Here is a 23,646-nt window from a genome sequence, read left to right on the forward strand (position 1 = left end):
AGACCGGCCAGTACCACACCGGCGAGGCGCTGCGTCTGCCGCGGCGCAAGCCCGAGTTCGACGGCGTCGAGCCGATGCTCGAGCGCGTCGAGAAGCTCGCGCGCCGCTGGCTCATCCGCAGCCGCGCCTTCGAGGCCGACCCCGCCGCCCGCCGCCTGGCGGGCGTGCTGCAGGACCCGAACGGCCTCGACTTCACGGCCGGCTTCGTCGACGGCGTGGCCCGTCCCGAGGACCTCTCGGTCGCCGCCGAGAACCTCGCGGCGCTCACCGCCAAGACCCCCGCCTTCCTCCCCCCGTACCTCCGCGCGGCGGTCGCCACCGGCGGTGCGGTGGGCCCGGTCCTGCCCTGGATCGTCGTCCCGGCGGCCCGGCGCGTGCTGCGGCAGCTGGTCGGCCACCTGGTGGTCGACGCGTCCGACGCCCGCCTCGGCTCGGCGATCGCGGCGCTGCGCGAGGGCGGCGACCGGCTGAACCTCAATCTCCTCGGCGAGGCCGTGCTCGGCGAGCGCGAGGCGCTGCGGCGGCTGGAGGGCACGAGGGTGCTCCTCGAGCGCCCCGACGTCGACTACGTCAGCATCAAGGTCTCGAGCATCGCGAGCCAGCTCTCGATGTGGGCCTTCGACGAGGCGGTCGAGCGGATCGTCGAGCGGCTCACTCCGCTCTACGAGACCGCGGCGATGAGCCCGACCCCCAAGTTCATCAACCTCGACATGGAGGAGTACCGCGACCTCGACCTCACGGTCGCCGTCTTCCGTCGCCTCCTCGACCACCCGAACCTGCTCGAGCTCGAGGCCGGCATCGTGCTGCAGGCCTACCTGCCGGACGCCCTGGGCGTGCTGCAGGATCTGACCGCCTGGGCGACCGAGCGCCGCGCGCGCGGCGGGGCGCGGATCAAGGTGCGCGTGGTGAAGGGCGCGAACCTCGCCATGGAGCGGGTGGACGCCGCGATCCACGACTGGCCGGTCGCGACCGTCGGGAGCAAGGCCGAGGCCGACACCAACTACAAGCGCCTGCTCGACTGGGCGCTCGATCCCGCGCGCACCGACGCCGTGCGGATCGGGGTGGCGGGCCACAACCTGTTCGACGTCGCCCACGCCTGGATCCTCGCGAACGAGCGGGGCGTGGTCGAGGCCGTCGACATCGAGATGCTGCTGGGCATGGCCACCGGCCTCGCGCGGGCGATCCGGGAGGACGTCGGGCAGCTGCTCCTCTACACGCCCGTGGTGCACCCGCGCGAGTTCGACGTGGCCATCTCGTACCTCATGCGGCGACTGGAGGAGAACGCGAGCCCCGAGAACTTCCTCTCGGCCGTGTTCGAACTCGAGGACGAGAGCGTCTTCCAGCGCGAGCTGGAGCGGTTCCGCCTCTCGCTCGAGGCGCTCGACGACCGCATGCCGGCGCCGAACCGCACGCAGGACAGGCTGCGCGAGTGGTCGTCGGGATCGGGTCGGCGCCTCGTGCAGGAGCACGCGCGCGCCGGTGAGCACTCCGTCGACCCCGCGGCCGCCGGGCTCACCGAGGCGGTCCTCGGGCTCAGCCGCGGCTCCGGAGCGGCCGCGGCGACGGCCGGGTTCCGCAACGAGCCCGACACCGACCCCTCCCTGCCCGGCAACCGCCGCTGGGCGCGCCTGATCACCGGTCGCCTCGCGACCTCCACGATCGGCACCGCGACGGCCGACGCCGCGCGGATCACGACTCCGGAGGCGCTGCAGGAGCTGCTGCGCACCGTCGAGCGGCGGGCCCAGCGGTGGGGCGAGCGGCTGGGCTACGACCGCGCCGCGATCCTCGACCGCGCCGGGCTCGCGCTCGCCGCGAACCGCGACCGGCTCCTCGAGGTGATGGCCTCCGAGACCGGCAAGACGATCGCCGAGGGCGATCCCGAGGTCTCCGAGGCGATCGACTTCGCCCACTACTACGCCACCCGAGCGCGCGAGCTCGACGCGGTGACGGGCGCCACCTTCGTGCCGGCCCGCGTCACGGTCGTCGCTCCGCCGTGGAACTTCCCGGTCGCGATCCCCGCCGGCTCTGTGCTCGCGGCGCTCGCCGCGGGATCGGGAGTCGTGCTCAAGCCCGCCCCGCAGGCGCGGCGCTCGGCGGCGGTGCTCGTCGAGGCGCTCTGGGACGCCGGCGTCCCGCAGGACCTCCTCGCCCTGGTCGACCTCGACGAGGAGTCGCTCGGCCGCGCGCTGATCACGGATCCGCTCGTCGACCGCGTGATCCTCACCGGCTCCTACGACACCGCCAAGCTCTTCCGCTCGTGGCGGCCGGACCTGCCCCTGGTCGCCGAGACGAGCGGCAAGAACGCGATCGTGGTCACGCCCCACGCCGACTACGACCTCGCCGTGGCCGACATCGTGAAGAGCGCGTTCGGGCACGCCGGGCAGAAGTGCTCGGCCGCGTCGCTGGTGATCCTCGTCGGGTCGGTCGCCCGCTCGAAGCGGTTCCGCGCTCAGCTCGTGGACGCCGTCACCTCGCTGCGCGTGGGGTACCCGGAGGATCCGGCCTCCGTCATGGGTCCGCTGATCGAGGAGCCGACGGGCAGGCTCGCGCACGCCCTCACCACGCTCGGAGCGGGGGAGTCGTGGCTCGTCGAGCCGCGGCAGCTGGACGGCAGCGGCCGGCTCTGGTCGCCCGGGGTCCGCGAGGGGGTCACCGAGGACAGCTACTTCCACCTCACCGAGTTCTTCGGTCCCGTCCTGGGGATCATGCACGCGGCGACCCTCGAGGACGCGATCCGGATCCAGAACGGCACCGATTACGGGCTGACCGCCGGGCTGCACTCGCTGCACGCCGACGAGCTCGCCCTGTGGCTCGACTCCGTCGAGGCCGGCAACCTCTACGTCAACCGCGGCATCACCGGCGCGATCGTGCGCCGGCAGCCGTTCGGCGGCTGGAAGCGCTCATCCGTCGGCGGCGGCGCGAAGGCGGGCGGTCCGAACCACTTGATCGGCCTGGGCTCGTGGAAGCCGTCGCCCGCGCGCCCGTCGTCGACGCTGCACCTGCGCGGCCTCGACGACCGGGCCCGCCGGTTCATCGAGGCGGCGCAGTCGTCGCTGCAGTTCGAGCAGTTCGACCTGCTCCGCCGCTCCGCGCTCTCGGACCAGCTCGCCTGGGCGACCGAGTTCGGAGTGGTCACCGACATCTCGAAGGTCGGCGTCGAGCGCAACCTGTTCCGCTACCTGCGGGTGCCGATCGCGCTGCGCCTCGCCGACGGCGGCGACCTGGGGGAGCTGCTCCGGGTCATCGCCGCGGGACTGCTCACCCGGTCGAGGATGGACGTCTCGACGTCGATCCCGCTGCCGCCGCGGGTGCTCGAGATCCTCGCGGGCGACGAGCTCGCCGAGATGGCCGGGCTCGTGCCCAAGGTCGTCGTCGAGTCGGACGCGCAGTGGCTCGAGCGCGCGGCGGCCGGGCGCATCACCGCGTCGCGCATCCGCATCGTCGGCGACATCGTCTCGGACCGGGTCGACGAGTACGCCGGCCCCGGGGGAGGCTCCGCAGCATCGCCCGGCCACGACGGCGAGGAGGCGCTCGCCGCCCGCACCGCGACGCGGTCCTTCACCGACGTGGTCACCGGCATCACCCGCGGCAGCACCGGCAAGCCGATCCCGCTGCAGCGCGCCGACGGGTCGCGGATCCCTCTCTCGACCGCGCTCGCGGAGGCGCTCGGAGGGTCGCCGGACGTCGCGATCCACGCGAACCCGGTCACTCCGGCCGGCCGGGTCGAGCTGCTGCCCTTCCTGCGCGAGCAGGCCGTCTCGATCACCAACCACCGGTTCGGCACGCCGATCGCGCTCTCGGACGACGTGATCTGAGCGGACGATCCGCGCCCGGCGAGCGCCGAAAAGGTTGTCGCTGCAACGAAAGGTGTAGGGTGACGTCATGCCTCCCGGATCCCCGACGCCCGCTGGAACGCCGACGCCCATCGGATCCCCGACCGAGCCGCGGTGGCTCACCCCCGAGCAGCTGGGCGCGTGGATCCGCTTCATCGCGGTCGTCGAGCTGCTCCCGGGCGCGCTCGACCAGCAGCTGCAGCGCGACGCGGGTCTGACCCACTTCGAGTACATGACCCTCGCGATGCTCTCGGAGACGCCCGACCGGACGCTGCGGATGACCACGCTCGCGACCCGCACGAACGCGACGCTGCCGCGGCTCTCGCACGTCGTCACCCGGCTCGTCACGCGCGGCTATCTCGAGCGGAGGCCGTGCCCGACGGACGGGCGCGCGACGAACGCCGTCCTCACCGAGGAGGGGCTGGCGAAGCTCGTCGCGACCGCTCCCGGCCACGTGGCCACGGTGCTCGCCGACGTGATCGACCCTCTCGACGCCGAGCAGATCCCGCAGCTCGCCGACATCATGGCGCGCATGCTGACCCGTCTGGATCCCGACGGGCGGATGACGGTCGACGCCGTGCGCTCGGCGCTCGGTCCCTCCGGTGAGCAGCGGTCGGCCGAGCAGCCCGCCGGAGAGCGGTCCGCCCCGGAGTAGCCTCCCGTCATGCGCTTCTCGACGACGATGCACCAGGTCGGCCGCAACACCGGGATCGAGGTCCCGCCCGAGGTGATCGCCGCCCTGGGCGGGGGAGCCAGACCGGCGGTGCGGGTCGTCGTCAACGGCTTCGAGTACCGGAGCACCGAGGGCGTGATGGGCGGCAGATCCCTCGTGCCCTTCTCGGCCGATAAGCGCGCGATCACGGGGATCGCGGGCGGTGACGCGCTCGACGTCGAGATCGAGCTCGACACGGCGCCGAGGGACGTCGCGGTGCCGGACGACCTCGCGGCGGCGCTCGAGGACGCGGGCCTGACCGCGCGGTTCGCGGCCCTCTCTCCCAGCGCGCGCAAGGCCCACGTCACCGCGATCGAGGGGGCGAAGGCCGAGGCCACCCGCGCGCGGCGCGTCGCGGGCGTCCTCGAGAAGCTCGCCGTCCCCCTCCCTCCTCCTCAGGGATGACTCCGCACCGCCGCCTGCCGAGTCCCGCACTCCGCGCGCGGGAGCCTGGATAAGGTTCACCTCAGTGCCCCACGGGGGGAGCACGCGAGCGCGGTGCGCGGAGTCGGGGGACGAGATGAGTGCGGTACGACGTTGGGTGTTCCCGATCGTGTGGATGGTGATCATCGGAGCGGCGAGCATCGCGCTCGTCAAGATCGCCTTCTTCCCGGACAGCGCCGCCGAGGCCGATCCGACCGTCCCGACCGGCGAGCTCACCGAGCCGGTCGTGACCGTCGCGCGCGGCACCATCACCAACGACCTCACCCTGCAGGGCTCCGTCGCCGCCGATCCGGCCGTGCCGCTCAAGGCCACCGCCGTCGGCACGGTCGACGACGTGTACATCCAGCAGGGCGCGACGGTCGCCGAGGGCGACCTCGTGTACGACATCCGCGTCGAGACCGTGCGCGACCCGGTCGAGACCACGGCGGCCGACGGCACCGTGAGCGTCTCGCAGCCGCCCCCGGCGGTGCGCTTCGAGCGCGTCTACGCCGAGGCCGACGGCGTGCTGAGCGCCCTCGGCGTCATCCACGACCAGGCCGTGACGGTCGGGGAGGTGACCGGCCAGGTCGCTCCGCCCCGCTTCTCCGTCACCGGGTCGATCGACGCGCAGCAGCTCTACCGGATCCAGGACCGTCCCACCGAGGCGCAGGTCTCGATCACCGGGGGCCCGGCCGCGTTCACCTGCACCGGCCTCGCGATCACCACGCCGCTCGCGGGCGAGGGCGCCGGCGAGGCGACCGGCGGCGAGGCGGCTCCGACCGGCTCCGGCACGAGCTTCCGCTGCCAGGTGCCCGCGGAGGTCACCGTGTTCCCGGGCCTCGCGGCCACCGTCACGCTGGCCGGCGGGCTGGCCGAGGACGTCCTGGTGGTGCCGACGACCGCGGTCGAGGGCACGGCCGAGTCGGGAGTCGTCTTCCGGCTCGCCGAGGACGGCTCGACCGAGGAGGTCCCCGTGACCCTCGGGCTCACCGACGGCTCCAGCGTCGAGATCACGGGAGGCGTGGACGAGGGCGCGGAGCTGCTGCAGTTCGTGCCGGGGGCCACCGCGGACGACGCCGCCGTCGAGGGCGGCGAGTGCGTGCAGAACCCCGACGGCTCGGTGTTCTGCCCGTGACGATCCTCCGGCTCGAGGGGATCCGGAAGGTCGTCCCGCTCCCCGACGCGCCCCCGCTGACGATCCTCGACGGCGTCGACCTCGAGGTGGGGGAGGGCGATCACGTGTCGGTCGTCGGCCGCAGCGGCTCCGGCAAGTCCACGCTCCTGAACATCCTCGGCCTGATCGACGAGCCGACCGAGGGGCGGATGCTGCTGGAGGGGCGGCCGACCGAGACCCTGTCCTCGCGGGCGCGGGCGCGCATCCGCGGCGGCAGCGTCGGCTTCATCTTCCAGCAGTTCAACCTGCTCGACGGCCGCACCGCCCGCGAGAACGTGATGACCCCGCTGCTCTACGCCTCCGGCCGCGAGTTCTGGCGCCGCCGCGAGATCGCGGCCGAGATGCTCGAGCGCGTGGGCCTCGGGCACCGCGTCGACTCCTCTCCCGGACGGATGTCCGGCGGCGAGCAGCAGCGCATCGCGATCGCGCGCGCACTGGTGCGCCGTCCGCGGCTGATCCTGGCCGACGAGCCCACCGGCGCACTCGACACCGACACGGGGGAGACCGTGATGAGCCTGCTCGACGAGATCGCCCGCGAATCGGGCTCGGCGCTCGTGACCATCACGCACGACCCGGCGATCGCCTCCCGCGCGGAGCGGCACTACCGGCTGGACCGCGGCCGGCTGGACACCGCGTCCTCGGCGGGGACCCTGCACGACCGGCTCGACGGTGGCCGGCTGGACACCGCCTCCTCGGCGGGGACCCTGCACGACCGGGCGCCCGCGCACGCGGCGCCCGCGACCGGCCCCGAGGGCGCGCTCTGATGGGCGGCCTGGTCGGCATCGCCGGCGCGATCGTCGAGGCGTGGACCGAGCTGCGCATCCACCGCGGACGCGTGCTGCTCTCGCTCATCGGAGTGGCGGTCGCCGTCGCCGCGCTCACCGGGGTCGTCGCGGCCGGCGGCATCGCCCGCCAGGCCAGCATCGAGCAGGCCGAGCGCTCGAGCGGGCGCCCCGCCAGCCTCTACGTCAGCGCCTACACGACGAGCGGCGACGGCGTCGTCGACCCCGCAGCGCTCCAGACGGCGTGGGAGACGGTGCTCGAGCGCTACGGCATCACCTACGCGAGTCGCACGACCTACGGATCCGCGCGCGTGCAGTTCGCGGACGGAGCCGTGGACGTGCCCGTCACGGCCGTCGACCAGCCCTACGCCGAGATGCACCGGCTCGAGGTCGAGGAGGGCAGCTGGTTCACCGAGCGCGACGAGCTCCGGCTCGCTCCCGCCGTCGTCGTGAGCGAGATCTTCTGGGACCGCCTCGGGCGACCCGACCTCGCCGCGCACCCCACGGTCACCCTGCTGGGTGCCGAGCGCGACACGACCGCGGTCGTGGTGGGGGTGACCCCGGTGACCCAGTGGGAGACCGAGCCCACGATGATGATGCTCGCCGACGGGTACGCGGGCGTCGCCGAGGAGCCCGCGGTCGAGGACCCGTTCGGCGGCGGAGCGATCCCCAACTACGAGATGTGGGTCCCGCTGGACATCGCGGAGCCGCTCGCCCAGGCGGTGCAGCGCGACATCGCGGCCGCGCTGGGCCCGGGGATCGACGCCGACGTGAGTCGCCAGGACTACCTGACGTACGACTCGGATCCGTTCGGGGTGCTGACCTGGGTGATCGGCGGCGTCGCCGGCCTGGTGCTCGCCCTCGGGGCGCTCGGGCTCCTCAACATCGCCCTCGTCACGGTGCGGCAGCGGATCCGCGAGATCGGCATCCGGCGCAGCTTCGGCGCCTCCTCGGGCCGCATCTTCTTCTCGATCATGATGGAGAGCGTGGTCGCGACGGTGGTCGCCGGCGTCGTGGGGGTGGCCATCGCGGTGATCCTCGTCACCAACCCGCTGACCGTCGGCTGGATCCAGCAGAACGGCATCGAGGACATCCCGCCGTTCCCGGCGGAGGCGGCACTGCTCGGGCTGGGCGCGGCGACCCTCGTCGGGGCGCTGGCCGGTCTCGTCCCGGCGATCGTCGCCGTCCGGGTCAAGGTCATCGACGCGATCCGGTACTGACCTCCGGCCGCGGCGAGGGCACCGTCGAGCGCCGCACGACGAGCTCGGGCTGGAACACGGTCTGCCGGGGGATCAGCTCGGGGTCGGCGGCCTCCTCGAGCAGCACCCGCAGCGCCGTGCGCCCGATCGTGGTGCTGGGCTGGCGCATCGACGAGAGCGGCACGGCGGCGGCGGCGGCGAAGGCGATGTCGTCGAAGCCGATCAGCGCGATCTCGTCGGGCACGAGCATCCGCCCGTTCGCGGCGAGCGACTGGAGCAGCCCCAGGGCGAGGAGGTCGTTCGCGGCGAAGACCGCGTCAGGGCGCTCGCGGCGGGGCCGGGACGCCAGGCGCTCGCCCGCCGCGACCCCCTCGGCCACGGTGAGCGCCGAGGTGGCGACCACCTCGATGTCGACGGGGGTCGCGCTGTCCTCCGCGGCGACCCGCGCACCCGCGAGCCGGTCGACGACCTGGCGGATCTCGAACGGGCCGCCGACGAAGGCGAGGCGCCGCCGGCCCGTGGCGATCAGGTGGTCGACGGCCATCCGCCCGCCGGCGACGTTGTCGACCGAGACCGAGCTGAAGCGCCCGTCGCCGCTGAAGCGGTCGACGAGCACGGCGGGGATGCCCCGCTCGCGCAGACGCTCGAGCCGGCGGGTGATGTCGCCGTGCGGCGAGACGAGCACGCCGCGCACCTGCTGCTCCTCGAACAGGTCGAGGTAGTGCCGCTCGCGGGCGACGTCCTGGTCGGTGTTGCCGTGCAGCACCGCGATGCCGTGGCGGGACGCCTCGTCGACGGCCCCGTGGACCACGTCGCCGAAGAACGGGTTGCGGCCGTCGAGCACGACGAAGCCGACGGTCGAGCTGACGCCGTTGCGGAGCTTGCGGGCCGCGTCGTTGCGCACGTAGCCGAGCTCCTCGATCGCGGAGTTCACCCGCGCGAGGTTCTCGGCCGAGACCTCGTCCGGGCGGTTGAGCACGTTCGAGACCGTGCCCACCGAGACGCCCGCGTGCTGCGCCACGTCGCGGATGCTCGCTGCCACTGTTCCCCTCCATCACGACCGCGCAACGAGCGGCACTGCTCGTCTTGACCGACCCGGTCGTCGTCCCTAGAGTATGCCTGAACAGCGGATGAATCGATTCAGGTTCTGACCTCCCCGCCCTCGCGGCGGGAACCCGCCACTCCGCTCGGCCCATCCCACTGCCCTCGACGAGGAGGCACCTCCGTGACAGACACTGCGCCCGCCCCGGCGCTCGAGCTCGCCCGGGTGGTGAAGTCCTTCGGCGCCGTCGTCGCGCTGCGCTCGGGCACCCTGACCCTGCACTCGGGCTCGATCCACGCGCTGATCGGCGAGAACGGCGCGGGCAAGTCGACGCTCGTGAAGATCATCGCCGGGGTCCACCGCCGCGACGCGGGGGAGTTCCGGCTGCACGGCCGCGACGTCGACTTCACCTCGACCGCGCAGTCCAAGGCCGCCGGCGTCGCCGTGATCTACCAGGAGCCGACGCTCTTCCCGGACCTCTCGGTCACCGAGAACATCTTCATGGGCCGCCAGCCGACCGACCGCTTCGGCCGGATCGACCGCAGGGCGATGCGCGCCGAGGTCGAGCAGCTCATGCGCCGGCTCGGCGTGGCGATCGACCCGGAGCGACCCGCCGAGGGCCTCTCGATCGCCGACCAGCAGATCATCGAGATCGCGAAGGCCATCTCGCTCGACGCCTCCGTCCTGGTGATGGACGAGCCGACGGCCGCCCTCTCGGGCGTCGAGGTCGAGCGGCTCTTCGCCGTGGCGCGGAGCCTGCGCGACGAGGGCCGGGCGCTGGTGTTCATCTCGCACCGCTTCGACGAGGTCTTCGCCCTCTGCGACACGATCACCGTGATGCGCGACGGCTCCTACATCGCGACGACGCCGACCACCGAGGCCACGATCGACGGGATCGTGCGCCAGATGGTGGGCCGCGACGTGACCGAGCTGTTCCCGAAGCAGCCGGCCGAGATCGGCGAGGTCGTCCTCGAGGTCCAGGGCCTCACCCAGCCGGGCGTCTTCCACGACATCTCGTTCACCGTCCGGGCCGGCGAGATCGTCGGGCTCGCCGGACTCGTGGGCGCCGGTCGCAGCGAGGTCGCCCGGGCGGTCTTCGGAGTCGACCCGTACCAGAGCGGCTCCGTGGCGCTGAACGGCGCCCCGCTGCCCCGGCGCGACCCGGCCGGCGCGATGCGCGCCGGAGTCGCCCTCGTGCCCGAGGACCGCCGCAAGCAGGGCCTGGTGCTCGACGCCTCCGTCTCGAACAACATCACCACGGCCATCCGCCGCGGCCTGACGAAGGGCGGCCTGCTCACCCGCGGAGCCGAGAACTCGGCGGCGCGGATCTGGGCCGGGCGCCTCGAGGTGAAGACCAACGCGCTCGACACGGTCGCCGGCACCCTCTCCGGCGGCAACCAGCAGAAGGTCGTCCTGGGCAAGTGGCTCGCCACGAACCCGAAGGTGCTGATCATCGACGAACCCACCCGCGGCATCGACGTCGGCACCAAGTCCGAGGTGCACCGGCTGCTCTCGCAGCTGGCCGGCGAGGGCATGGCGATCCTCATGATCTCGTCCGAGCTGCCCGAGGTGCTGGGCATGGCCGACCGCGTCCTGGTGATGCGGGAGGGCCGACTGACCGGCGAGCTCCCGCGCGCCGAGGCGACCAGCGAGGCCGTCATGCTCGCCGCGACCGGCGGCACCGGCGCGATCGCCGCCGATCCGACCGCCGCCGATCCGACCGCCGCGGGCACGTCCGCCCGCGGCACCGAAGGGAGCGCCGCATGAGCGCCGCCACGACCACCGGACCGCGGACGGGCACGCCGAAGCCCTCCTCGGGCGGGCTCTCCCGCGGGCTCCGCGGCTTCGCGACGGCGCGCGAGACGAGCATCCTGCTCGCCATCGTGCTGCTCGTCGCGGTGACGACGGTGAAGAACCCGTCCTTCCTCTTCTCGCCCGACGGCTGGCGCGACCTGCTGCTGACGCCGTCGATCCTGGTGCTCGTGGCCGTGGGCCAGGCGATCGTCGTGATCACCCGCAGCGTCGACCTCTCGGTCGGCTCGATCCTCGGGCTCACCGCGTACCTCACCGGCCGGCTCTTCCTCGACGTGCCGGGTCTGCCGATCATCGTCGTCTTCATCGCGGGGATCCTCTTCGGGTCGGTGCTCGGCCTCGTCAACGGAGCGCTGGTCGCCTTCGCGAAGGTGCCCGCGCTGGTCATCACCCTCGGCACGCTCTACGCCTACCGCGGCATCAACGTGGCCTGGGCGGGCAGCGACCGGGTCAACGCCTCGGACATGCCGAAGGACTTCCTCGCGCTGGGCACGGGGCAGATCCTGACCATCCCGATCCTCACGATCATCGCGCTCGTGGTGCTGGTCGTCGCCGGGTACTGCATGCGCAACCTCCGGGCGGGGCGCGAGTTCTACGCCATCGGCTCCGAGCCGGACGCGGCGCGCCTCTACGGCCTTCCCGTCACCCGGCGGATCCTCACGGCCTTCGTGCTGAGCGGCGCGCTGACCGGACTCGCCGGCGTGCTGTACGCGGCCCGCTACGGCACCGTCAACTCGCAGGCCGGATCCGGCTGGGAGCTCGACGCCGTGGGCGCGGCGGTCATCGGAGGCGTCGCGATCTTCGGCGGCTCCGGGACGGTCTGGGGGGCGGCGCTCGGCGCGGTCCTGCTCCTGACCATCAACCGGGCCCTCCCGATCCTGGGCGTGCAGGACTTCTGGCAGCGCGCCGTCGTCGGCGTCCTCATCATCGGCGCGATCGTGCTCGACCGCGTCCTCTCGATCCGGCAGTCCCGCCGGCTCCTGGCAGAAAGGGACGACGCGCGATGAGCTCTCTCTCGACCGAGACGACCGCCGTGCGCACGGCGCGGACCTACCGCGACTACGGTCACGGCCCCCTCCGCCGCATCCTGCTCACCCGCGAGACCGCGATCATCGCGCTGCTGGTGCTCGTGGTGCTCGTCGCCTCCGCCACCGTGCGGAACTTCGACCGCCCGATCACCGTCACCTACCTCCTCCTGGACATCGCCCCGGTCCTGCTGATCGCCCTGCCGATGACGCTGATCATCGTGACGGGCGAGATCGACCTCTCCGTCGCCTCGACGGTCGGGCTGGCGAGCGTGCTGACGGGCATCCTCACCCAGGCGGGCGCTCCGTTCGCGGTCGCCGCGCTCGTGGCCCTGCTGGCGGGGGCCGTGGGAGGAGCGCTGAACGGGTTCCTGATCACGGTGGTCGGCCTGCCGTCGCTGGCCGTGACCATCGGCACGCTCGCGCTGTACCGCGGCCTCGCCGTCGGGCTGCTGGGGACCACGGCCGTGACCGACTTCCCCGAGTTCTGGACCGACCTCGCGACGTCCAAGATCGGCGACTCCCCGATCCCGACGATCGTCGTGCCGATCGTGATCCTGGCGATCGTGTTCGCGGTGCTGCTGCACTTCACGTCCTTCGGCCGCGGGATCTACGCGATCGGCCTGAACGACGAGGCCTCGACCTTCTCGGGCGTGAACGTGAACCGGACCAAGTTCGTCCTGTTCCTGCTCTCGGGCGTGGTGTCGGCGTTCGCCGGCGTCTACTTCACGCTGCGCTACGGCTCGGCTCGCGGCGACAACGCGACGGGCCTGGAGCTCCAGGTGATCGCCGCGGTGCTGCTGGGCGGGGTCTCGATCTTCGGCGGTCGCGGTGCTCTGCACGGAGTCCTCGCCGGCGTCGTGCTGATCGGGATCCTCGCCAGCGCACTGCGTCTGGCCAACGTCACCTCCGACGTCATCAACATCATCACCGGAGTGCTCCTCGTGCTCTCGGTGGTGTCCACCAGCCTCCTGGGCTGGGTGCAGAAGAAGCGCACCCGCCCCGGGACACCCCGATCGGTCCCGGGCCCGCGCCCGTGACCGGTCCGCACCGACAGCACCTCCCGCACCGGGCCGGCGGAGGCCGGACCCGCACTCCAATCGAAAGGACGAAACGATGACGTTTCCCACGAAGGGCCGCGCGCTCCGGCGCCTGGGCTCCGTGACAGCAGCGGCGGTGGCGTTCGCGCTCGTCGCGACCGGCTGCTCCGCCGGCGGCTCCGACTCCGACTCGGGCTCCGAGGGAGGAGGCGACGCGAACTACGCGATCACCTTCCTCCCCAAGAACCTCGGCAACGCGTACTTCGACACCTCCGACGCCGGTGGCGAGAAGGCGATCGAGGAGTTCGGCGGCACGTACGCCGAGGTCGGGCCGTCGGAGGCGACCCCCGACGCGCAGGTCTCCTACATCAACACGCTCACGCAGCAGGGCGCCGGAGCGATCGTGCTCTCGGCGAACGACCCGAAGGCGATCTGCGACGCGCTGAACGAGGCCCGCGACAACGACGTGAAGGTGGTCACCTTCGACTCCGACACGAACGCCGACTGCCGCGACCTGTACATCAACCAGGCCACCGCCGAGGGCATCGCCAAGGCGCAGGTCGACCTGATCACCGAGCAGATCGGCGACTCCGGCGAGATCGCGATCCTGTCGGCCTCGGCCAACGCCACGAACCAGAACGCCTGGATCGAGCTGATGACCGAGGAGCTCGAGGCGAACCACCCCGACGTCACCCTCGTCGACACCGTCTACGGCGACGACGACGACCAGACCTCGTTCGACAAGACGGCGGCGCTGCTGCAGTCGCACCCCGACCTCAAGGGCATCGTCTCGCCCACGACGGTCGGCATCGCGGCGGCCGCCCGCTACCTCTCGACCTCGGACTACAAGGGGAAGGTCGCGCTGACCGGTCTCGGCACGCCGAACCAGATGCGCGAGTACGTCGAGGACGGCACCGTCACCGCGTTCGCGCTGTGGAACCCGGGAGACCTCGGCTACCTCGCGGCCTACGCCGCCAAGGCCCTGATCGACGGCGACATCACCGGCGAGACCGGCGACTCGTTCGAGGCGGGCGACCTCGGCACGTTCGAGGTGGGCGAGGACGCGACCGTGCTCCTCGGCGACCCGTTCGTGTTCGACGCCGAGAACATCGCGGACTTCGACTTCTGATCCTCGTCCCTCGGCAGCGGGCCCCCGCGATCCTCGGATCGCGGGGGCCCGCTCTCGTCGGCGGTGCCTCTCGTCGGTCCAGAGCGGCTCTCGTCAGTCCGGACCCGCTCTCGTCAGACCGGACCCGCTCCCGTCAGTCCGGACCCGCTCTCGTCAGCCCAACGTGATCAGGAGCTCGTCGCCCTCGACGTCGACCCGCGCGTCGGAGTAGTGCGCGATGCGGGGGAGCCCCTCGGTCGTCGGGCTGTCGTGGCCGCCGACGACGACGACGCGCATCCCGGCGGCGAGCCCGGAGCGGATGCCCGCCTCGGCGTCCTCGAAGACGACGGAGTCGGCGGCCGCGACGCCCAGGCGCTCGGCGGCGGCGAGGTAGCCGTCGGGGGCGGGCTTGCCGTGCAGCACGTCGTCGGCCGTGACGACGACATCGGGGGCGGGCACCCCGGCGGCCTCGAGCCGGCCGGCCGCGAGGGCGGGGCTCGCCGACGTGACGAGTGCGACGGAGGTGCGGGGCAGCGCCGCGAGGAACGCGACCGCGCCGGGGATCTCGACGGTCCCCTCCGTGTGCTCGAGCTCGTACGCGTTCAGCTCGGCGACGATCGCGGCGACGTCGCTCCCGGGCGGGGCGAAGCGGCGCACGCTGTCCTCGGCGCGCACCCCGTGCACCGAGGCGAGGATCATCGCGCGGTCCAGGCCGAAGCGGTCGGCGAAGTCGCGCCAGATGGTCTCGACGACCGCGGTCGAGTCGACCAGCGTCCCGTCCATGTCGAAGAGGGCGGCGCGGGCGCGGATCAGGTGCGGCATGCGTCCATCCTGGCCCAGGGCGGACGCGGCACTCAGACCAGCCGGTTCTCGTAGGCGTGCACGACGATCTGCACGCGGCTGCGCAGCCCCAGCTTCACCAGGACGCTGCGCACGTGGGTCTTCACCGTGGCCTCGCTGATGAAGGAGGCGCTCGCGATCGCGGCGTTGCCGAGCCCCTTGGCGACGAGCGCGTAGATCTCCCGCTCGCGCGGGGAGAGCGCGGCGAGCACCTCCTCCGCCCGGCGCCGGCCGTCCCCGGCGGCGAAGCGGCGCACGAGCGCGCCGGCGTCGACGGGCGGGGCGTCGCCGACCGCCACGGCGCGGACCGTGGCGAGCAGCTGCTCCGGTGTCGCGTCCTTGGTGAGGAAGGCGGCGGCGCCCGCGCGGAGCGAGCGGAACACGGCCTCCTCCTGCCGGAACGTGGTGAGGACGACGACCTGCGGGCCGTGCGTCCGCTCGGCGCCCTCGCCGCCGGTGATCCGCCGCGTGGCCTCGAGCCCGTCGAGCAGCGGCATGCGGATGTCCATGAGCACGACGTCGGGCTGCTCGGCGGCGACCAGCGCCACTCCCGCCTCCCCGTCGAAGGCGGTGCCGGCGACGACGAGATCCGGCTGCGACTCGATCAGCATGCGCAGACCGTGGACGAACAGCTCCTGGTCGTCGACGAGCGCGACGCGGACCGCCGCGCTCACGCGGCGACCCCGTCCGCGAGACCCCGTGCGGTGACGGTCGTGGGGAGGAAGGCGGTGACGAGGAACGAGCCGTCCGGATCCGGGCCGGCGCTCAGCCAGCCGCCCGCCAGCCGGGCGCGGTGCTCCATCCCGGCGAGGCCGAAGCCGCGGTGGGCGGAGCGGGCGGCGGGTGCGCCGTCGCCGGGGCGGCTCGAGACCGTGAGCAGGAGCCCGGGTCCGTCCCAGGCGAGGGAGACGGAGGCGACGGTGTCGGTGCCGCCGTGCTTGAGCACGTTGGTCAGGCTCTCCTGCACGATGCGGTGCACGGCGAGCTCCTGCGCGGGGGTGAGACCGCCGCGGTCGCCGAGCTCCCGCAGCTCGACGTGCACACCCGTGCCCTCGAAGCGGCGGACCAGATCGGGGAGGTCGGACAGCCCGGGCTGGGGCCGGTCGGTCTCGTCGGTGAGCCCCTCGATCAGGCCGCGCAGGTCGACCAGGGCAGAGCGGGACGTCTCGGCGATGCGCAGGAGGGAGGAGTCGGTCGACTCGGGATCCGTGCGGCGGAGGAACCGGGAGCCGTCGGCCAGGGCGATCACGACGGCGAGGGAGTGGGCGAGCACGTCGTGCACCTCCTGGGCGATCTCGGTGCGCTCCTTGAGCGCCCGCAGCTCGTAGCCCGCGATGAGCAGCTCGCGCTCGGTGAGCTCGATCCGCTCGTCCGCCGCCTCGTTCCTCGCGGCGAGGCTCAGCGCCGTGCCCGCGCTCCACGAGACCGCCCAGAGCAGGGCGTGCGCGGCGGCCAGGCCGCTCGCCCAGCCGAGCGCGAGGCCCGGGTGGTCCCACGTCTCGCCGATGCCGGTCCAGCTCAGCCAGCCGCCGGAGTAGACGAGGGAGAAGCCGACCGCCGTCGCCCAGACCGCGCCGGTGAGCAGACCGACCCAGCGGAGGCGGGCGGGTCCGAACCGGGCGACGGCGAAGGCCACCACGAGGGAGCCCTCGAGGATCGGCCAGGTCGTCGATCCGGCGAGCGCGAGACCGGTCAGGTGCACGAGGGGGACCGCGGCCACGAGTCCCAGAGCCAGCGCCGGGCGGGCGATGCACAGAGCGATCGCGACGGCGATCGGCACGAGGACCACGGCGAGGTCGAGCATCTGCCGGGCGGTCGCGAGGCGGCCGATCTCGGCGGACCACCAGAACGCGGCGAACAGCGCGCCGAGCGCCGGTGGAGCGAGCTGGAGCAGGGAGCGGCGGCGGCTGGACATGGCCTCACCGTAGGCGAGCCCCGCGGCCCCGCGACACGATCGCGCGGCGATCTCCTCCCTCGTGATGAGGCGCCGCCTCCGCCTGCGCAGCCTCCGCCCGCCCCGCCCGCTCATCGGCGTCTCATCGGATGCTCGCCGCCCGTGCTCAGGCGCCTCGGGACCGGGCGACGCTACCCTTCAGGAGGAATGCGGGCACGGCGCCCGGAGGGGAGCGGAGAACGCGATGAGCGACGAGAACGAGCGCACGGCGGCCGAGTCGAACGCGGGCGGAGGCGAGGCCGGTGCCTCGACCGGACCGCGCGCCGGCTGGTACCCCGACCCCGCCGGATCCCCGCGCCAGCGCTGGTGGGACGGCTCCGGCTGGACCGAGTCGCTGCGCGATGCTCCGGCCGCGACGCCCGTCGCCCCCGTTCCTCCCGTCGCCCCCGCGGCGCCCGTCGCCCCGCCGTCGCCGCCGCTCTACGGCCAGACGTCCAGCGGTCAGACGACGAGCTACGGGCAGTCGGCGTCGGGTCGGTCGGCCTCCGGTCCGGCGGCACCCGGTCCGATCGCTTCCGGTGCTGTGCCCGGCCAGCAGGCTCCGGCGCAGCCGCAGTACGGCCAGCAGACTCCGGCGCAGCCGCAGTACGGCCAGCAGGCTCCGGCGCAGCCGCAGTACGGGCAGCAGAACCCGTCCGCCCCCCAGAACCCGTACGCCCAGCAGAACCCCTACGGACAGCAGAACCCGTACGCTCCGCAGCCCTACGCCTCCGCACCCCGCTCGACCGCCCCGCAGCCCCGCGACCCGGGCATCGTGAGCTCGACGCCCTGGATCTGGGTCGTCGTCCTGCTGCCGCTGCTCTCGGCGCTGTCGATCCTGCTGCTCCCGCCGGACCTCGTCGTCGAGTCGGCGATGAGCTCGGCCTACGGACCGAGCTCGTCGATGGGCGTGTCGACGGCGTACCTCCTCGGCCTCGGCGCCGTGCAGGTCATCGGCTTCCTCATCTACGCGGCCGAGGTCGTCTTCGCGTTCCTCGACTGGCGCCAGCTCAAGAGGGCGGGGATCCAGCGGCCCTTCCACTGGGCCTGGGCCTTCCTGGCGGCGCCCTACGTCTACGTGATCGGCCGCAGCGTGGTCGTGAAGCGCGTGACCGGCGGCGGGCTGCTGCCGCTGTGGATCCTCCTCGGCGTGATCGCGGTGTCGTTCGTCGTCGGGATCGTCTGGGCGGGCGCCCTCCTGTCGGAGATGTCGCAGTCCTTCCCCTCGATGATGTACTGACCCGCATGCCCTCGACGGGGCCGGTGAACGGCGACGTCTCGTTCTGGTGGTCCTCGATCGGGCGGCCGGAGCCGCGTCCCGCGCTGCCCGGGCCGCTCGACGTCGACGTGTGCATCGTCGGGGCCGGCTACACGGGTCTCTGGACCGCCTACTACCTGAAGAAGGCGGCTCCCGAGCTGCGCATCGCGGTGCTGGAGCAGCGCTTCGCCGGTTTCGGCGCGTCCGGCCGCAACGGCGGCTGGCTGACGAACGAGATCACCGGGGGCGTCTCCTCCTACGCCCGAACGCACGGCCGCGATGCGGTCGACGAGTTCCAGCTCGCGGTGAACGGGACGGTCGACGAGGTGATCGCGGTCGCGGCCGCCGAGGGGATCGACGCCGACATCGTGAAGGGCGGCGAGTACCAGGTCGCCCGTGGCCCGGCGCAGGCGCGGCGGCTGGAGGCCGCGGTCGCCGCGGCGCAGGCGCGCGCCCACACCGACGTCGAGCTGCTCGGCCCCGCGGAGGCGTCGGCGCGGATCGCGGTGAGCGGCACGTCCGCCGGCCTGTGGCACCCGCACTGCGCCCGGATCCACCCGGCGAAGCTCGCCGCGGGCCTCGCCCGCACGGTCGAGGCGCTCGGGGTCGTGATCCACGAGGACACGAGGGTCGACGAGATCCGTCCGGGGGTCGCGATCACCGCGCGGGGGGCGGTGCGCGCCGGGATCGTGCTCCGGGCGACCGAGGGCTTCACCGCCGAGCTCGCCGGCCACCGCCGGGAATGGCTGCCGATGAACTCGTCCCTGATCGCGACCGAGCCGCTCCCGCCCGCGGTGTGGGACGAGCTCGGCTGGGCCGGGCGCGAGACGCTCGGCGACCTCGCGCACGCCTACATGTACGCGCAGCGCACGGCCGACGACCGCATCGCGATCGGCGGCAGGGGAGTGCCGTACCGCTACGGCTCCGGTCTCGACGTCGACGGGGCGACCGACCCGCGGACCGTCGGGAGGCTGCGCGCGGTCCTCGAGCGCTTCTTCCCGGTGCTGCGGGGCGTCGGGATCGAGCACGTCTGGTCGGGGGTCCTCGGGGTGCCGCGCGACTGGCACGCGACGGTGGGCCTGGACCGGGCGACCGGACTCGGCCGGGCCGGCGGCTTCGTCGGCACCGGCGTCACGGCGACGAACCTCGCCGGGAGGACCCTCCGCGATCTGGTCCTCCACCACCTCGGCGCCGGTGAGCGCACGCCGCTGACCGGGCTCCCGTGGGTCGACCACCGCGTGCGGAAGTGGGAGCCGGAGCCGCTGCGCTGGCTCGCCGTGACGACGCTCTACACCGCCTACGGCCTGGCCGACGCGGCGGAGGCGCGGGGCCGGCCGACGACGTCGCCGCTGGCGACCCTCGCGGATGTCGTCGCGGGCCGCTCGCACTGAGACCGGCGCGCGACCCGGGCGCTACGCCTCGCCGCGCTGGATGAGGCGCGAGAGCACGATCGCCGACCTCGTGTGGTCGACGTTGGGGGCGATGCGCACCTTCTCGAGCGCGAGCTCGAGGCTGGGGATGTCGCGCGATCGGATGTGCACGATCGCGTCGGCCGAGCCGGTGACCGTGCCGGCGTCGACCACCTCGGGGACAGCGGACAGGATCCGACGCAGCTCGTCGGGGGCGACGGTGCCCCGGCAGAACAGCTCGACGTACGCCTCCGTCGCCATGCCGTCGACGGCGGGGTCGACCTTGATCGTGAAGCCGCGGATCACGCCGTCGGCCACGAGGCGGTCGACCCGGCGCTTCACGGCGGAGGCGGACAGGCCGACCACCCCGCCGATGTCGCCGTAGCCCGCCCGGGCGTTCTGGCGCAGCAGATCGAGGATCTTCCGGTCGATGTTGTCCATGCGTCGAGCCTAGAGCGGAGCGGCCGGCGCCCGGGTCGCGCCCCAGCGGGTGAGGGTAGCCTTGCCTGTGCAGTGAGCGTCGTGCAGTGCGCGCTGCGCAGGTCCGTCGAGCAGGAGGAGGCCCCGTGCCCGCATTCCTCAGCGAGCTGGGCTTCGTGGAGCTGCTCGCCGCCCTGTTCGCGATCGTCTTCCTCCGCGCCCAGGCCACCTACTGGCTGGCCCGCGCGATCGTGGCCGGCGCCGCCTCCCGCCGCTGGGGCCGGTGGCTCGAGTCCCCGCCGATGCGCCGGGCCTCGGCCGTCCTCGCCCGCTACGGTGCGCCCGCGGTCACCGTGAGCTTCCTGACGGTGGGCTTCCAGACCGTGCTCAATGCGGCGGCAGGAGCGGCGCGCATGCGCTTCCCGGTCTATCTGCTCGCGATGATCCCGGGGTGCCTCGCCTGGGCGCTCGTCTACGCGACCGTCGGGTTCGCCGTGCTGTGGGCCGTCATCGGCGCCGCCGCCGGATCGCCCGTCGGAGTCGCGGTGCTCGCGGCGCTCGTCGTCGCCGCGGTGGTCGCGGTCGTCGTCCTGCGCCGCCGAGGAGTCGTCCGCTCCTCGCGCTGAGTGCGCGTGAGAGACCGAGACCACTGCGTCGACGACTCCTCGGTCCCTTCCGCGACCCCTCTGGCGAAAACCCACGCTCGGCTATATAGTTGCAGTAGGTCAATAGTTGATCCTCATCAACCAAGACCGCAGATGTCGAATCGAGGAGCCGTATGTCCCGCGCACAGCGCATCGCTCCGGAGGCCGCCGCCCCGGACCGCCACACCCCCGCAGGCCCCGACGGGGCCATGTCGCACCGCCAGGTGCTCGAGTCGCTCAGCGGCCTGCTGCTGGGCATGTTCGTCTCGATCCTCGCCGGCACGGTCGTCTCGACCTCGCTGCCGCTGATCATCTCGGACCTGAGGGGCGACCAGAACGCCTACACCTGGGTCGTCACCGCGACCCTCCTGGCGACCACCGTCTCGACCCCGCTCTGGGGCAAGTTCGCCGACCTCTTCAACCGCAAGCTGCTGATCCAGCTCGCCCTCGCGGTCTTCGTGATCGGATCCGCGGCCGCCGGGTTCTCGCAGGACACGAACATGCTGATCGTGTTCCGCGTCTTCCAGGGCCTGGGCGCCGGCGGTCTCGCCGCGCTGAGCCAGATCATCATGGCCGACATCATCAGCCCCCGGGAGCGCGGCAAGTACGCCGGCCTCTTCGGCGGGGTGATGGCCGTCGGCACCGTCGGAGGCCCGCTGCTGGGCGGCGTCGTCACCGACGCGTTCGGCTGGCGCTGGAACTTCTTCATCGCGCTGCCCGTCGCGATCGTCGCGATCGTGCTGCTCCAGGTGACCCTCCGCCTCCCGGCGCACCCCAAGCGCACCGTCAAGATCGACTACTTCGGCGCGGTCCTCATCGCGGCCGGCGTCTCGCTGCTGCTGATCTGGGTCTCGCTCGCCGGCAAGAACTTCGAGTGGGCCTCGTGGGAGACCGCGCTCATGGTCGGCGGCGCCGTCGTGCTGCTGGTGTCCGCGGTGATCGTCGAGCTCACGGTCGACGAGCCGATCATCCCGATGGGCATGTTCGCGAACCGCACCTTCAGCCTCGCGGTCGTCGCGAGCGTCTCGGTGGGCGTCTCGATGTTCGGCACCGCGGTGTTCCTCGCGCAGTACATGCAGCTCTCGCGCGGAGCCACCCCGACGCAGTCGGGACTGCTCACGATCCCGATGATGGCGGGTCTGCTGATCGCCTCGACGATCTTCGGCGGCATCATCTCGCGCACTGGCAAGTGGAAGGCGATCATGGTCTCGGGCGGCGTGCTCGCGGTCGTGGGCACCTACCTGCTGAGCACCCTGCGCTACGACACGAACCTGGTGCTCGTCGGGATCTACATGGCCGTCCTGGGCGCCGGGCTCGGCATGCTGATGCAGAACCTCGTCCTCGTGGTGCAGAACTCGATCGAGGTGAAGAACCTCGGAGTCGCGACCAGCGCGGTCACGTTCTTCCGCAGCCTCGGCGGCACGATCGGCGTCTCGGTCCTCGGCTCGATCCTCGGCACCGTGATCACCGACCGCATCGGCAGCGGCATCGCGGGACTCGAGCCCGCCGACCAGGCGATCGCCGCCCAGACCCTCGGCAGCGGCACGATCCCGCAGGTCGCGACCCTGCCCGAGCCGATCCGCATCGTGGTCGAGAGCGCCTACGGCATCGGAGTCGGCGACGTGTTCCTCTTCAGCATCCCGCTCGCGGTCATCACCCTGATCGCCGTGATCCTGCTCCCGAACGTCGACCTCGGCACCAAGAACGCGATCCAGCTGAAGTCGGAGCCGACGAGCCCGTCGACCCGCACCGTCGAGGACGCGGAGGACGCGCTCATCGCGACCGCCGACGGCCAGGCGGGGCTGCGTCCGGTCGGACAGGCCCGTCCGACCGGCTCGATCGACGTGGTCGAGCGCCACTGATGACTCCCTCCGGAGTCCTCGACGCCGCGCCGGGATCCGCTCCCGGCGCGGCGTCGGCGCGCGCACTGGCGGAGGTCGAGGAGCAGATCACCGCGCTCGCCGTCCAGGTCCGCAGCGCCGTGCGCGACGCGGCGGCCGCGATCGACCCGTCGCTGCCTCCGTTCGGCCTGCGGCTGCTGCGGATGCTGGAGCGCTGCGGCCCGGTGCACGCGAGCGTCGCGGCCGAGCGCCTCGGCGTCGATCGGAGCGTCATCAGCCGCCAGGTGCGGCAGCTCGCCGAGCTCGACATGCTCGAGATGACCGTCGACCCCGCCGACGGGCGCGCCCGGTTCCTCGCGCTCACCGCCTCCGGGCGCGAGCGCATGGCCGACCTCGGCGGCGAGCAGCGGCAGCGGATGCAGAGGGCGCTGCAGGCGTGGCCCGAGGCGGACCTGCTGGCCTTCGCCGGCTACCTGGAGCGGCTCACGACCGCGGAGTGAGCGCGGCACTCGCCGGGGGAGCCGCGATCAGCGTCGCGACCTGCACCACGAACGCCCGGCGCCGCTCGCGCACGCCGTCGCCGCTCGAGCGGTCGGTGAACGGCGTCAGGTGCCAGATCTCGCACAGTCCGAGCAGGGCGATGAACACGTCCTCCGGCGCCCAGCCCGCGTCGACCACTCCGGCCGCCTGCCATTCGCGCACGCGCGCCTCGGGCGCGGGGGTGGCGCCGAGCCGCTCGCTCGCCTCCTCCCAGAAGCCGGGGCCCTCGAGCCGCGCCCAGGTGAGCAGGCGGAGGAACTCGGGATGCTCCCACACGTGGTCGAACATCCGCACGGCGAGATCCGGCAGGTCGACGGCCTCGGCCAGCAGGACGGTGTCGAGCTCCTGGACCGCGCCCACGACGGACGAGACGAAGAGCCCGCGCTTGCCGCCGTAGTAGGCGTACAGGCGCTCCTTGTTCAGCCCGGCGGAGGCGGCGATGCGGTCGATCCGCGCGCCCGCGAAGCCGTGCGCGGCGAACTCGGCGATCGCGGCGCGCAGGATCCGCTCGCGGGCGGGCTCGACGGCCGCCTCGGACTTCTTCGCGCTCATGGGAACACCTCCGGCCGCTCGAACGTTACACTCGTCCGTGCCCAACCAACCAGTTGGGG

Annotated in this window: 21 protein-coding genes; 15 read left to right on the forward strand and 6 right to left on the reverse strand. The window is 73.0% G+C overall.

All coding sequences use genetic code 11. The features are described from left to right. Positions 1–74: 74 nt before the first annotated feature. The 6 genes from NB037_RS07430 to NB037_RS07455 all read left to right on the forward strand — a co-directional run bounded on the left by NB037_RS07430 (position 75) and on the right by NB037_RS07455 (position 8,144). Positions 75–3,815, forward strand: coding sequence for a bifunctional proline dehydrogenase/L-glutamate gamma-semialdehyde dehydrogenase (locus tag NB037_RS07430; protein WP_251944765.1), 3,741 nt, complete (start codon positions 75–77; stop codon positions 3,813–3,815). Positions 3,816–3,882: 67 nt separating this feature from the next. Next, positions 3,883–4,488 (forward strand): MarR family winged helix-turn-helix transcriptional regulator, encoded by a 606-nt coding sequence (locus NB037_RS07435; protein WP_251944713.1) that lies wholly within the window; start codon positions 3,883–3,885, stop codon positions 4,486–4,488. 9 nt (positions 4,489–4,497) lie between these two features. After that, positions 4,498–4,950 (forward strand): YdeI/OmpD-associated family protein, encoded by a 453-nt coding sequence (locus tag NB037_RS07440; protein WP_251944715.1) that lies wholly within the window; start codon positions 4,498–4,500, stop codon positions 4,948–4,950. A gap of 136 nt (positions 4,951–5,086) precedes the next feature. Beyond that, the gene (locus NB037_RS07445; protein ID WP_251944717.1) at positions 5,087–6,103 is read left to right on the forward strand and encodes a permuted SH3 domain-containing protein; all 1,017 of its coding nucleotides are present in this window, start codon (positions 5,087–5,089) and stop codon (positions 6,101–6,103) included. Continuing rightward, a complete protein-coding gene (locus NB037_RS07450) occupies positions 6,100–6,906 on the forward strand; it encodes an ABC transporter ATP-binding protein (RefSeq protein WP_251944719.1) in 807 nt (268 codons plus the stop codon). Before NB037_RS07445 ends, NB037_RS07450 begins: the two co-directional genes overlap by 4 nt. Next, entirely contained in the window at positions 6,906–8,144 is a 1,239-nt protein-coding gene (locus tag NB037_RS07455) for an ABC transporter permease (RefSeq protein ID WP_251944721.1), read from the forward strand. Before NB037_RS07450 ends, NB037_RS07455 begins: the two co-directional genes overlap by 1 nt. On the opposite strand, the gene NB037_RS07460 is transcribed toward NB037_RS07455, so the two are convergent. Continuing rightward, complete coding sequence (locus tag NB037_RS07460; protein ID WP_251944723.1) at positions 8,122–9,165, reverse strand: LacI family DNA-binding transcriptional regulator; 1,044 nt, start codon at positions 9,163–9,165, stop codon at positions 8,122–8,124. The genes NB037_RS07455 and NB037_RS07460 overlap by 23 nt on opposite strands. A gap of 183 nt (positions 9,166–9,348) precedes the next feature. Here NB037_RS07460 and NB037_RS07465 point away from each other — a divergent pair, with 183 nt between their 5' ends. The 4 genes from NB037_RS07465 to rhaS all read left to right on the forward strand — a co-directional run bounded on the left by NB037_RS07465 (position 9,349) and on the right by rhaS (position 14,171). After that, positions 9,349–10,932 (forward strand): sugar ABC transporter ATP-binding protein, encoded by a 1,584-nt coding sequence (locus NB037_RS07465; RefSeq protein WP_251944725.1) that lies wholly within the window; start codon positions 9,349–9,351, stop codon positions 10,930–10,932. Continuing rightward, positions 10,929–11,984, forward strand: a complete 1,056-nt coding sequence (locus NB037_RS07470; protein WP_251944727.1) for an ABC transporter permease — start codon at positions 10,929–10,931, stop codon at positions 11,982–11,984. The genes NB037_RS07465 and NB037_RS07470 overlap by 4 nt, the downstream gene beginning before the upstream one ends. Continuing rightward, positions 11,981–13,042: an ABC transporter permease gene (locus NB037_RS07475; RefSeq protein WP_251944729.1), complete on the forward strand. Its 1,062-nt coding sequence runs from the start codon at positions 11,981–11,983 to the stop codon at positions 13,040–13,042. The genes NB037_RS07470 and NB037_RS07475 overlap by 4 nt, the downstream gene beginning before the upstream one ends. A 76-nt stretch (positions 13,043–13,118) precedes the next feature. Continuing rightward, positions 13,119–14,171, forward strand: a complete 1,053-nt coding sequence (gene rhaS, locus NB037_RS07480; RefSeq protein ID WP_251944731.1) for a rhamnose ABC transporter substrate-binding protein — start codon at positions 13,119–13,121, stop codon at positions 14,169–14,171. Between the two features lie 153 nt (positions 14,172–14,324). Here the strand turns inward: rhaS and NB037_RS07485 are convergent, their stop codons facing one another. From NB037_RS07485 to NB037_RS07495, 3 genes are read right to left on the reverse strand one after another with little or no spacing between them, the layout of a single operon-like run. Continuing rightward, a complete protein-coding gene (locus tag NB037_RS07485; RefSeq protein WP_251944733.1) occupies positions 14,325–14,972 on the reverse strand; it encodes an HAD-IA family hydrolase in 648 nt (215 codons plus the stop codon). Positions 14,973–15,004: 32 nt separating this feature from the next. Next, on the reverse strand, positions 15,005–15,664 hold the full coding sequence (locus NB037_RS07490) for a response regulator (RefSeq protein WP_251944734.1): 660 nt from the start codon (positions 15,662–15,664) through the stop codon (positions 15,005–15,007). Beyond that, on the reverse strand, positions 15,661–16,905 hold the full coding sequence (locus tag NB037_RS07495) for a sensor histidine kinase (RefSeq protein WP_251944735.1): 1,245 nt from the start codon (positions 16,903–16,905) through the stop codon (positions 15,661–15,663). The genes NB037_RS07490 and NB037_RS07495 overlap by 4 nt, the downstream gene beginning before the upstream one ends. Before the next feature lie 223 nt (positions 16,906–17,128). On the opposite strand from NB037_RS07495, the gene NB037_RS07500 reads away from it, so the two are divergent. Both NB037_RS07500 and NB037_RS07505 read left to right on the forward strand, forming a co-directional pair. After that, a complete protein-coding gene (locus NB037_RS07500) occupies positions 17,129–18,163 on the forward strand; it encodes a DUF2510 domain-containing protein (protein WP_251944736.1) in 1,035 nt (344 codons plus the stop codon). Between the two features lie 5 nt (positions 18,164–18,168). After that, positions 18,169–19,572 carry an NAD(P)/FAD-dependent oxidoreductase gene (locus NB037_RS07505; protein ID WP_251944737.1) on the forward strand — a complete coding sequence of 468 codons (1,404 nt, stop codon included), beginning with the start codon at positions 18,169–18,171 and terminating at the stop codon, positions 19,570–19,572. A 21-nt stretch (positions 19,573–19,593) separates the two neighbouring features. Here NB037_RS07505 and NB037_RS07510 read toward each other — a convergent pair whose 3' ends face one another. Beyond that, positions 19,594–20,031: an Lrp/AsnC family transcriptional regulator gene (locus NB037_RS07510; RefSeq protein ID WP_055786568.1), complete on the reverse strand. Its 438-nt coding sequence runs from the start codon at positions 20,029–20,031 to the stop codon at positions 19,594–19,596. A gap of 125 nt (positions 20,032–20,156) precedes the next feature. Here NB037_RS07510 and NB037_RS07515 point away from each other — a divergent pair, with 125 nt between their 5' ends. The 3 genes from NB037_RS07515 to NB037_RS07525 all read left to right on the forward strand — a co-directional run bounded on the left by NB037_RS07515 (position 20,157) and on the right by NB037_RS07525 (position 22,995). After that, positions 20,157–20,636, forward strand: a complete 480-nt coding sequence (locus tag NB037_RS07515) for a DedA family protein (protein WP_251944738.1) — start codon at positions 20,157–20,159, stop codon at positions 20,634–20,636. Positions 20,637–20,863: 227 nt separating this feature from the next. Then, positions 20,864–22,516 carry an MDR family MFS transporter gene (locus tag NB037_RS07520; RefSeq protein WP_251944767.1) on the forward strand — a complete coding sequence of 551 codons (1,653 nt, stop codon included), beginning with the start codon at positions 20,864–20,866 and terminating at the stop codon, positions 22,514–22,516. Continuing rightward, positions 22,516–22,995: a MarR family winged helix-turn-helix transcriptional regulator gene (locus tag NB037_RS07525; protein WP_251944739.1), complete on the forward strand. Its 480-nt coding sequence runs from the start codon at positions 22,516–22,518 to the stop codon at positions 22,993–22,995. Before NB037_RS07520 ends, NB037_RS07525 begins: the two co-directional genes overlap by 1 nt. Here the strand turns inward: NB037_RS07525 and NB037_RS07530 are convergent. Continuing rightward, on the reverse strand, positions 22,979–23,587 hold the full coding sequence (locus NB037_RS07530) for a TetR/AcrR family transcriptional regulator (RefSeq protein ID WP_251944740.1): 609 nt from the start codon (positions 23,585–23,587) through the stop codon (positions 22,979–22,981). The genes NB037_RS07525 and NB037_RS07530 overlap by 17 nt on opposite strands. Between the last annotated feature and the right edge of the window lie 59 nt (positions 23,588–23,646).

It is taken from the genome of Rathayibacter rubneri (assembly GCF_023743255.1).
Classification (GTDB): Bacteria; Actinomycetota; Actinomycetes; order Actinomycetales; family Microbacteriaceae; genus Rathayibacter; species Rathayibacter rubneri.

Excerpts from the sequence above, each read along its gene's own strand:
- NB037_RS07430 (WP_251944765.1), top strand. The coding sequence starts at position 75 with ATGCTCGAGCGCGTCGAGAAGCTCGCGCGCCGCTGGCTCATCCGCAGC.
- NB037_RS07435 (WP_251944713.1), top strand. The coding sequence starts at position 3,883 with ATGCCTCCCGGATCCCCGACGCCCGCTGGAACGCCGACGCCCATCGGA.
- NB037_RS07440 (WP_251944715.1), top strand. The coding sequence starts at position 4,498 with ATGCGCTTCTCGACGACGATGCACCAGGTCGGCCGCAACACCGGGATC.
- NB037_RS07455 (WP_251944721.1), top strand. The coding sequence starts at position 6,906 with ATGGGCGGCCTGGTCGGCATCGCCGGCGCGATCGTCGAGGCGTGGACC.
- NB037_RS07470 (WP_251944727.1), top strand. The coding sequence starts at position 10,929 with ATGAGCGCCGCCACGACCACCGGACCGCGGACGGGCACGCCGAAGCCC.
- NB037_RS07475 (WP_251944729.1), top strand. The coding sequence starts at position 11,981 with ATGAGCTCTCTCTCGACCGAGACGACCGCCGTGCGCACGGCGCGGACC.
- rhaS (WP_251944731.1), top strand. The coding sequence starts at position 13,119 with ATGACGTTTCCCACGAAGGGCCGCGCGCTCCGGCGCCTGGGCTCCGTG.
- NB037_RS07485 (WP_251944733.1), bottom strand. The coding sequence starts at position 14,972 with ATGCCGCACCTGATCCGCGCCCGCGCCGCCCTCTTCGACATGGACGGG.
- NB037_RS07495 (WP_251944735.1), bottom strand. The coding sequence starts at position 16,905 with ATGTCCAGCCGCCGCCGCTCCCTGCTCCAGCTCGCTCCACCGGCGCTC.
- NB037_RS07500 (WP_251944736.1), top strand. The coding sequence starts at position 17,129 with ATGAGCGACGAGAACGAGCGCACGGCGGCCGAGTCGAACGCGGGCGGA.
- NB037_RS07505 (WP_251944737.1), top strand. The coding sequence starts at position 18,169 with ATGCCCTCGACGGGGCCGGTGAACGGCGACGTCTCGTTCTGGTGGTCC.
- NB037_RS07510 (WP_055786568.1), bottom strand. The coding sequence starts at position 20,031 with ATGGACAACATCGACCGGAAGATCCTCGATCTGCTGCGCCAGAACGCC.
- NB037_RS07520 (WP_251944767.1), top strand. The coding sequence starts at position 20,864 with ATGTCGCACCGCCAGGTGCTCGAGTCGCTCAGCGGCCTGCTGCTGGGC.
- NB037_RS07525 (WP_251944739.1), top strand. The coding sequence starts at position 22,516 with ATGACTCCCTCCGGAGTCCTCGACGCCGCGCCGGGATCCGCTCCCGGC.
- NB037_RS07530 (WP_251944740.1), bottom strand. The coding sequence starts at position 23,587 with ATGAGCGCGAAGAAGTCCGAGGCGGCCGTCGAGCCCGCCCGCGAGCGG.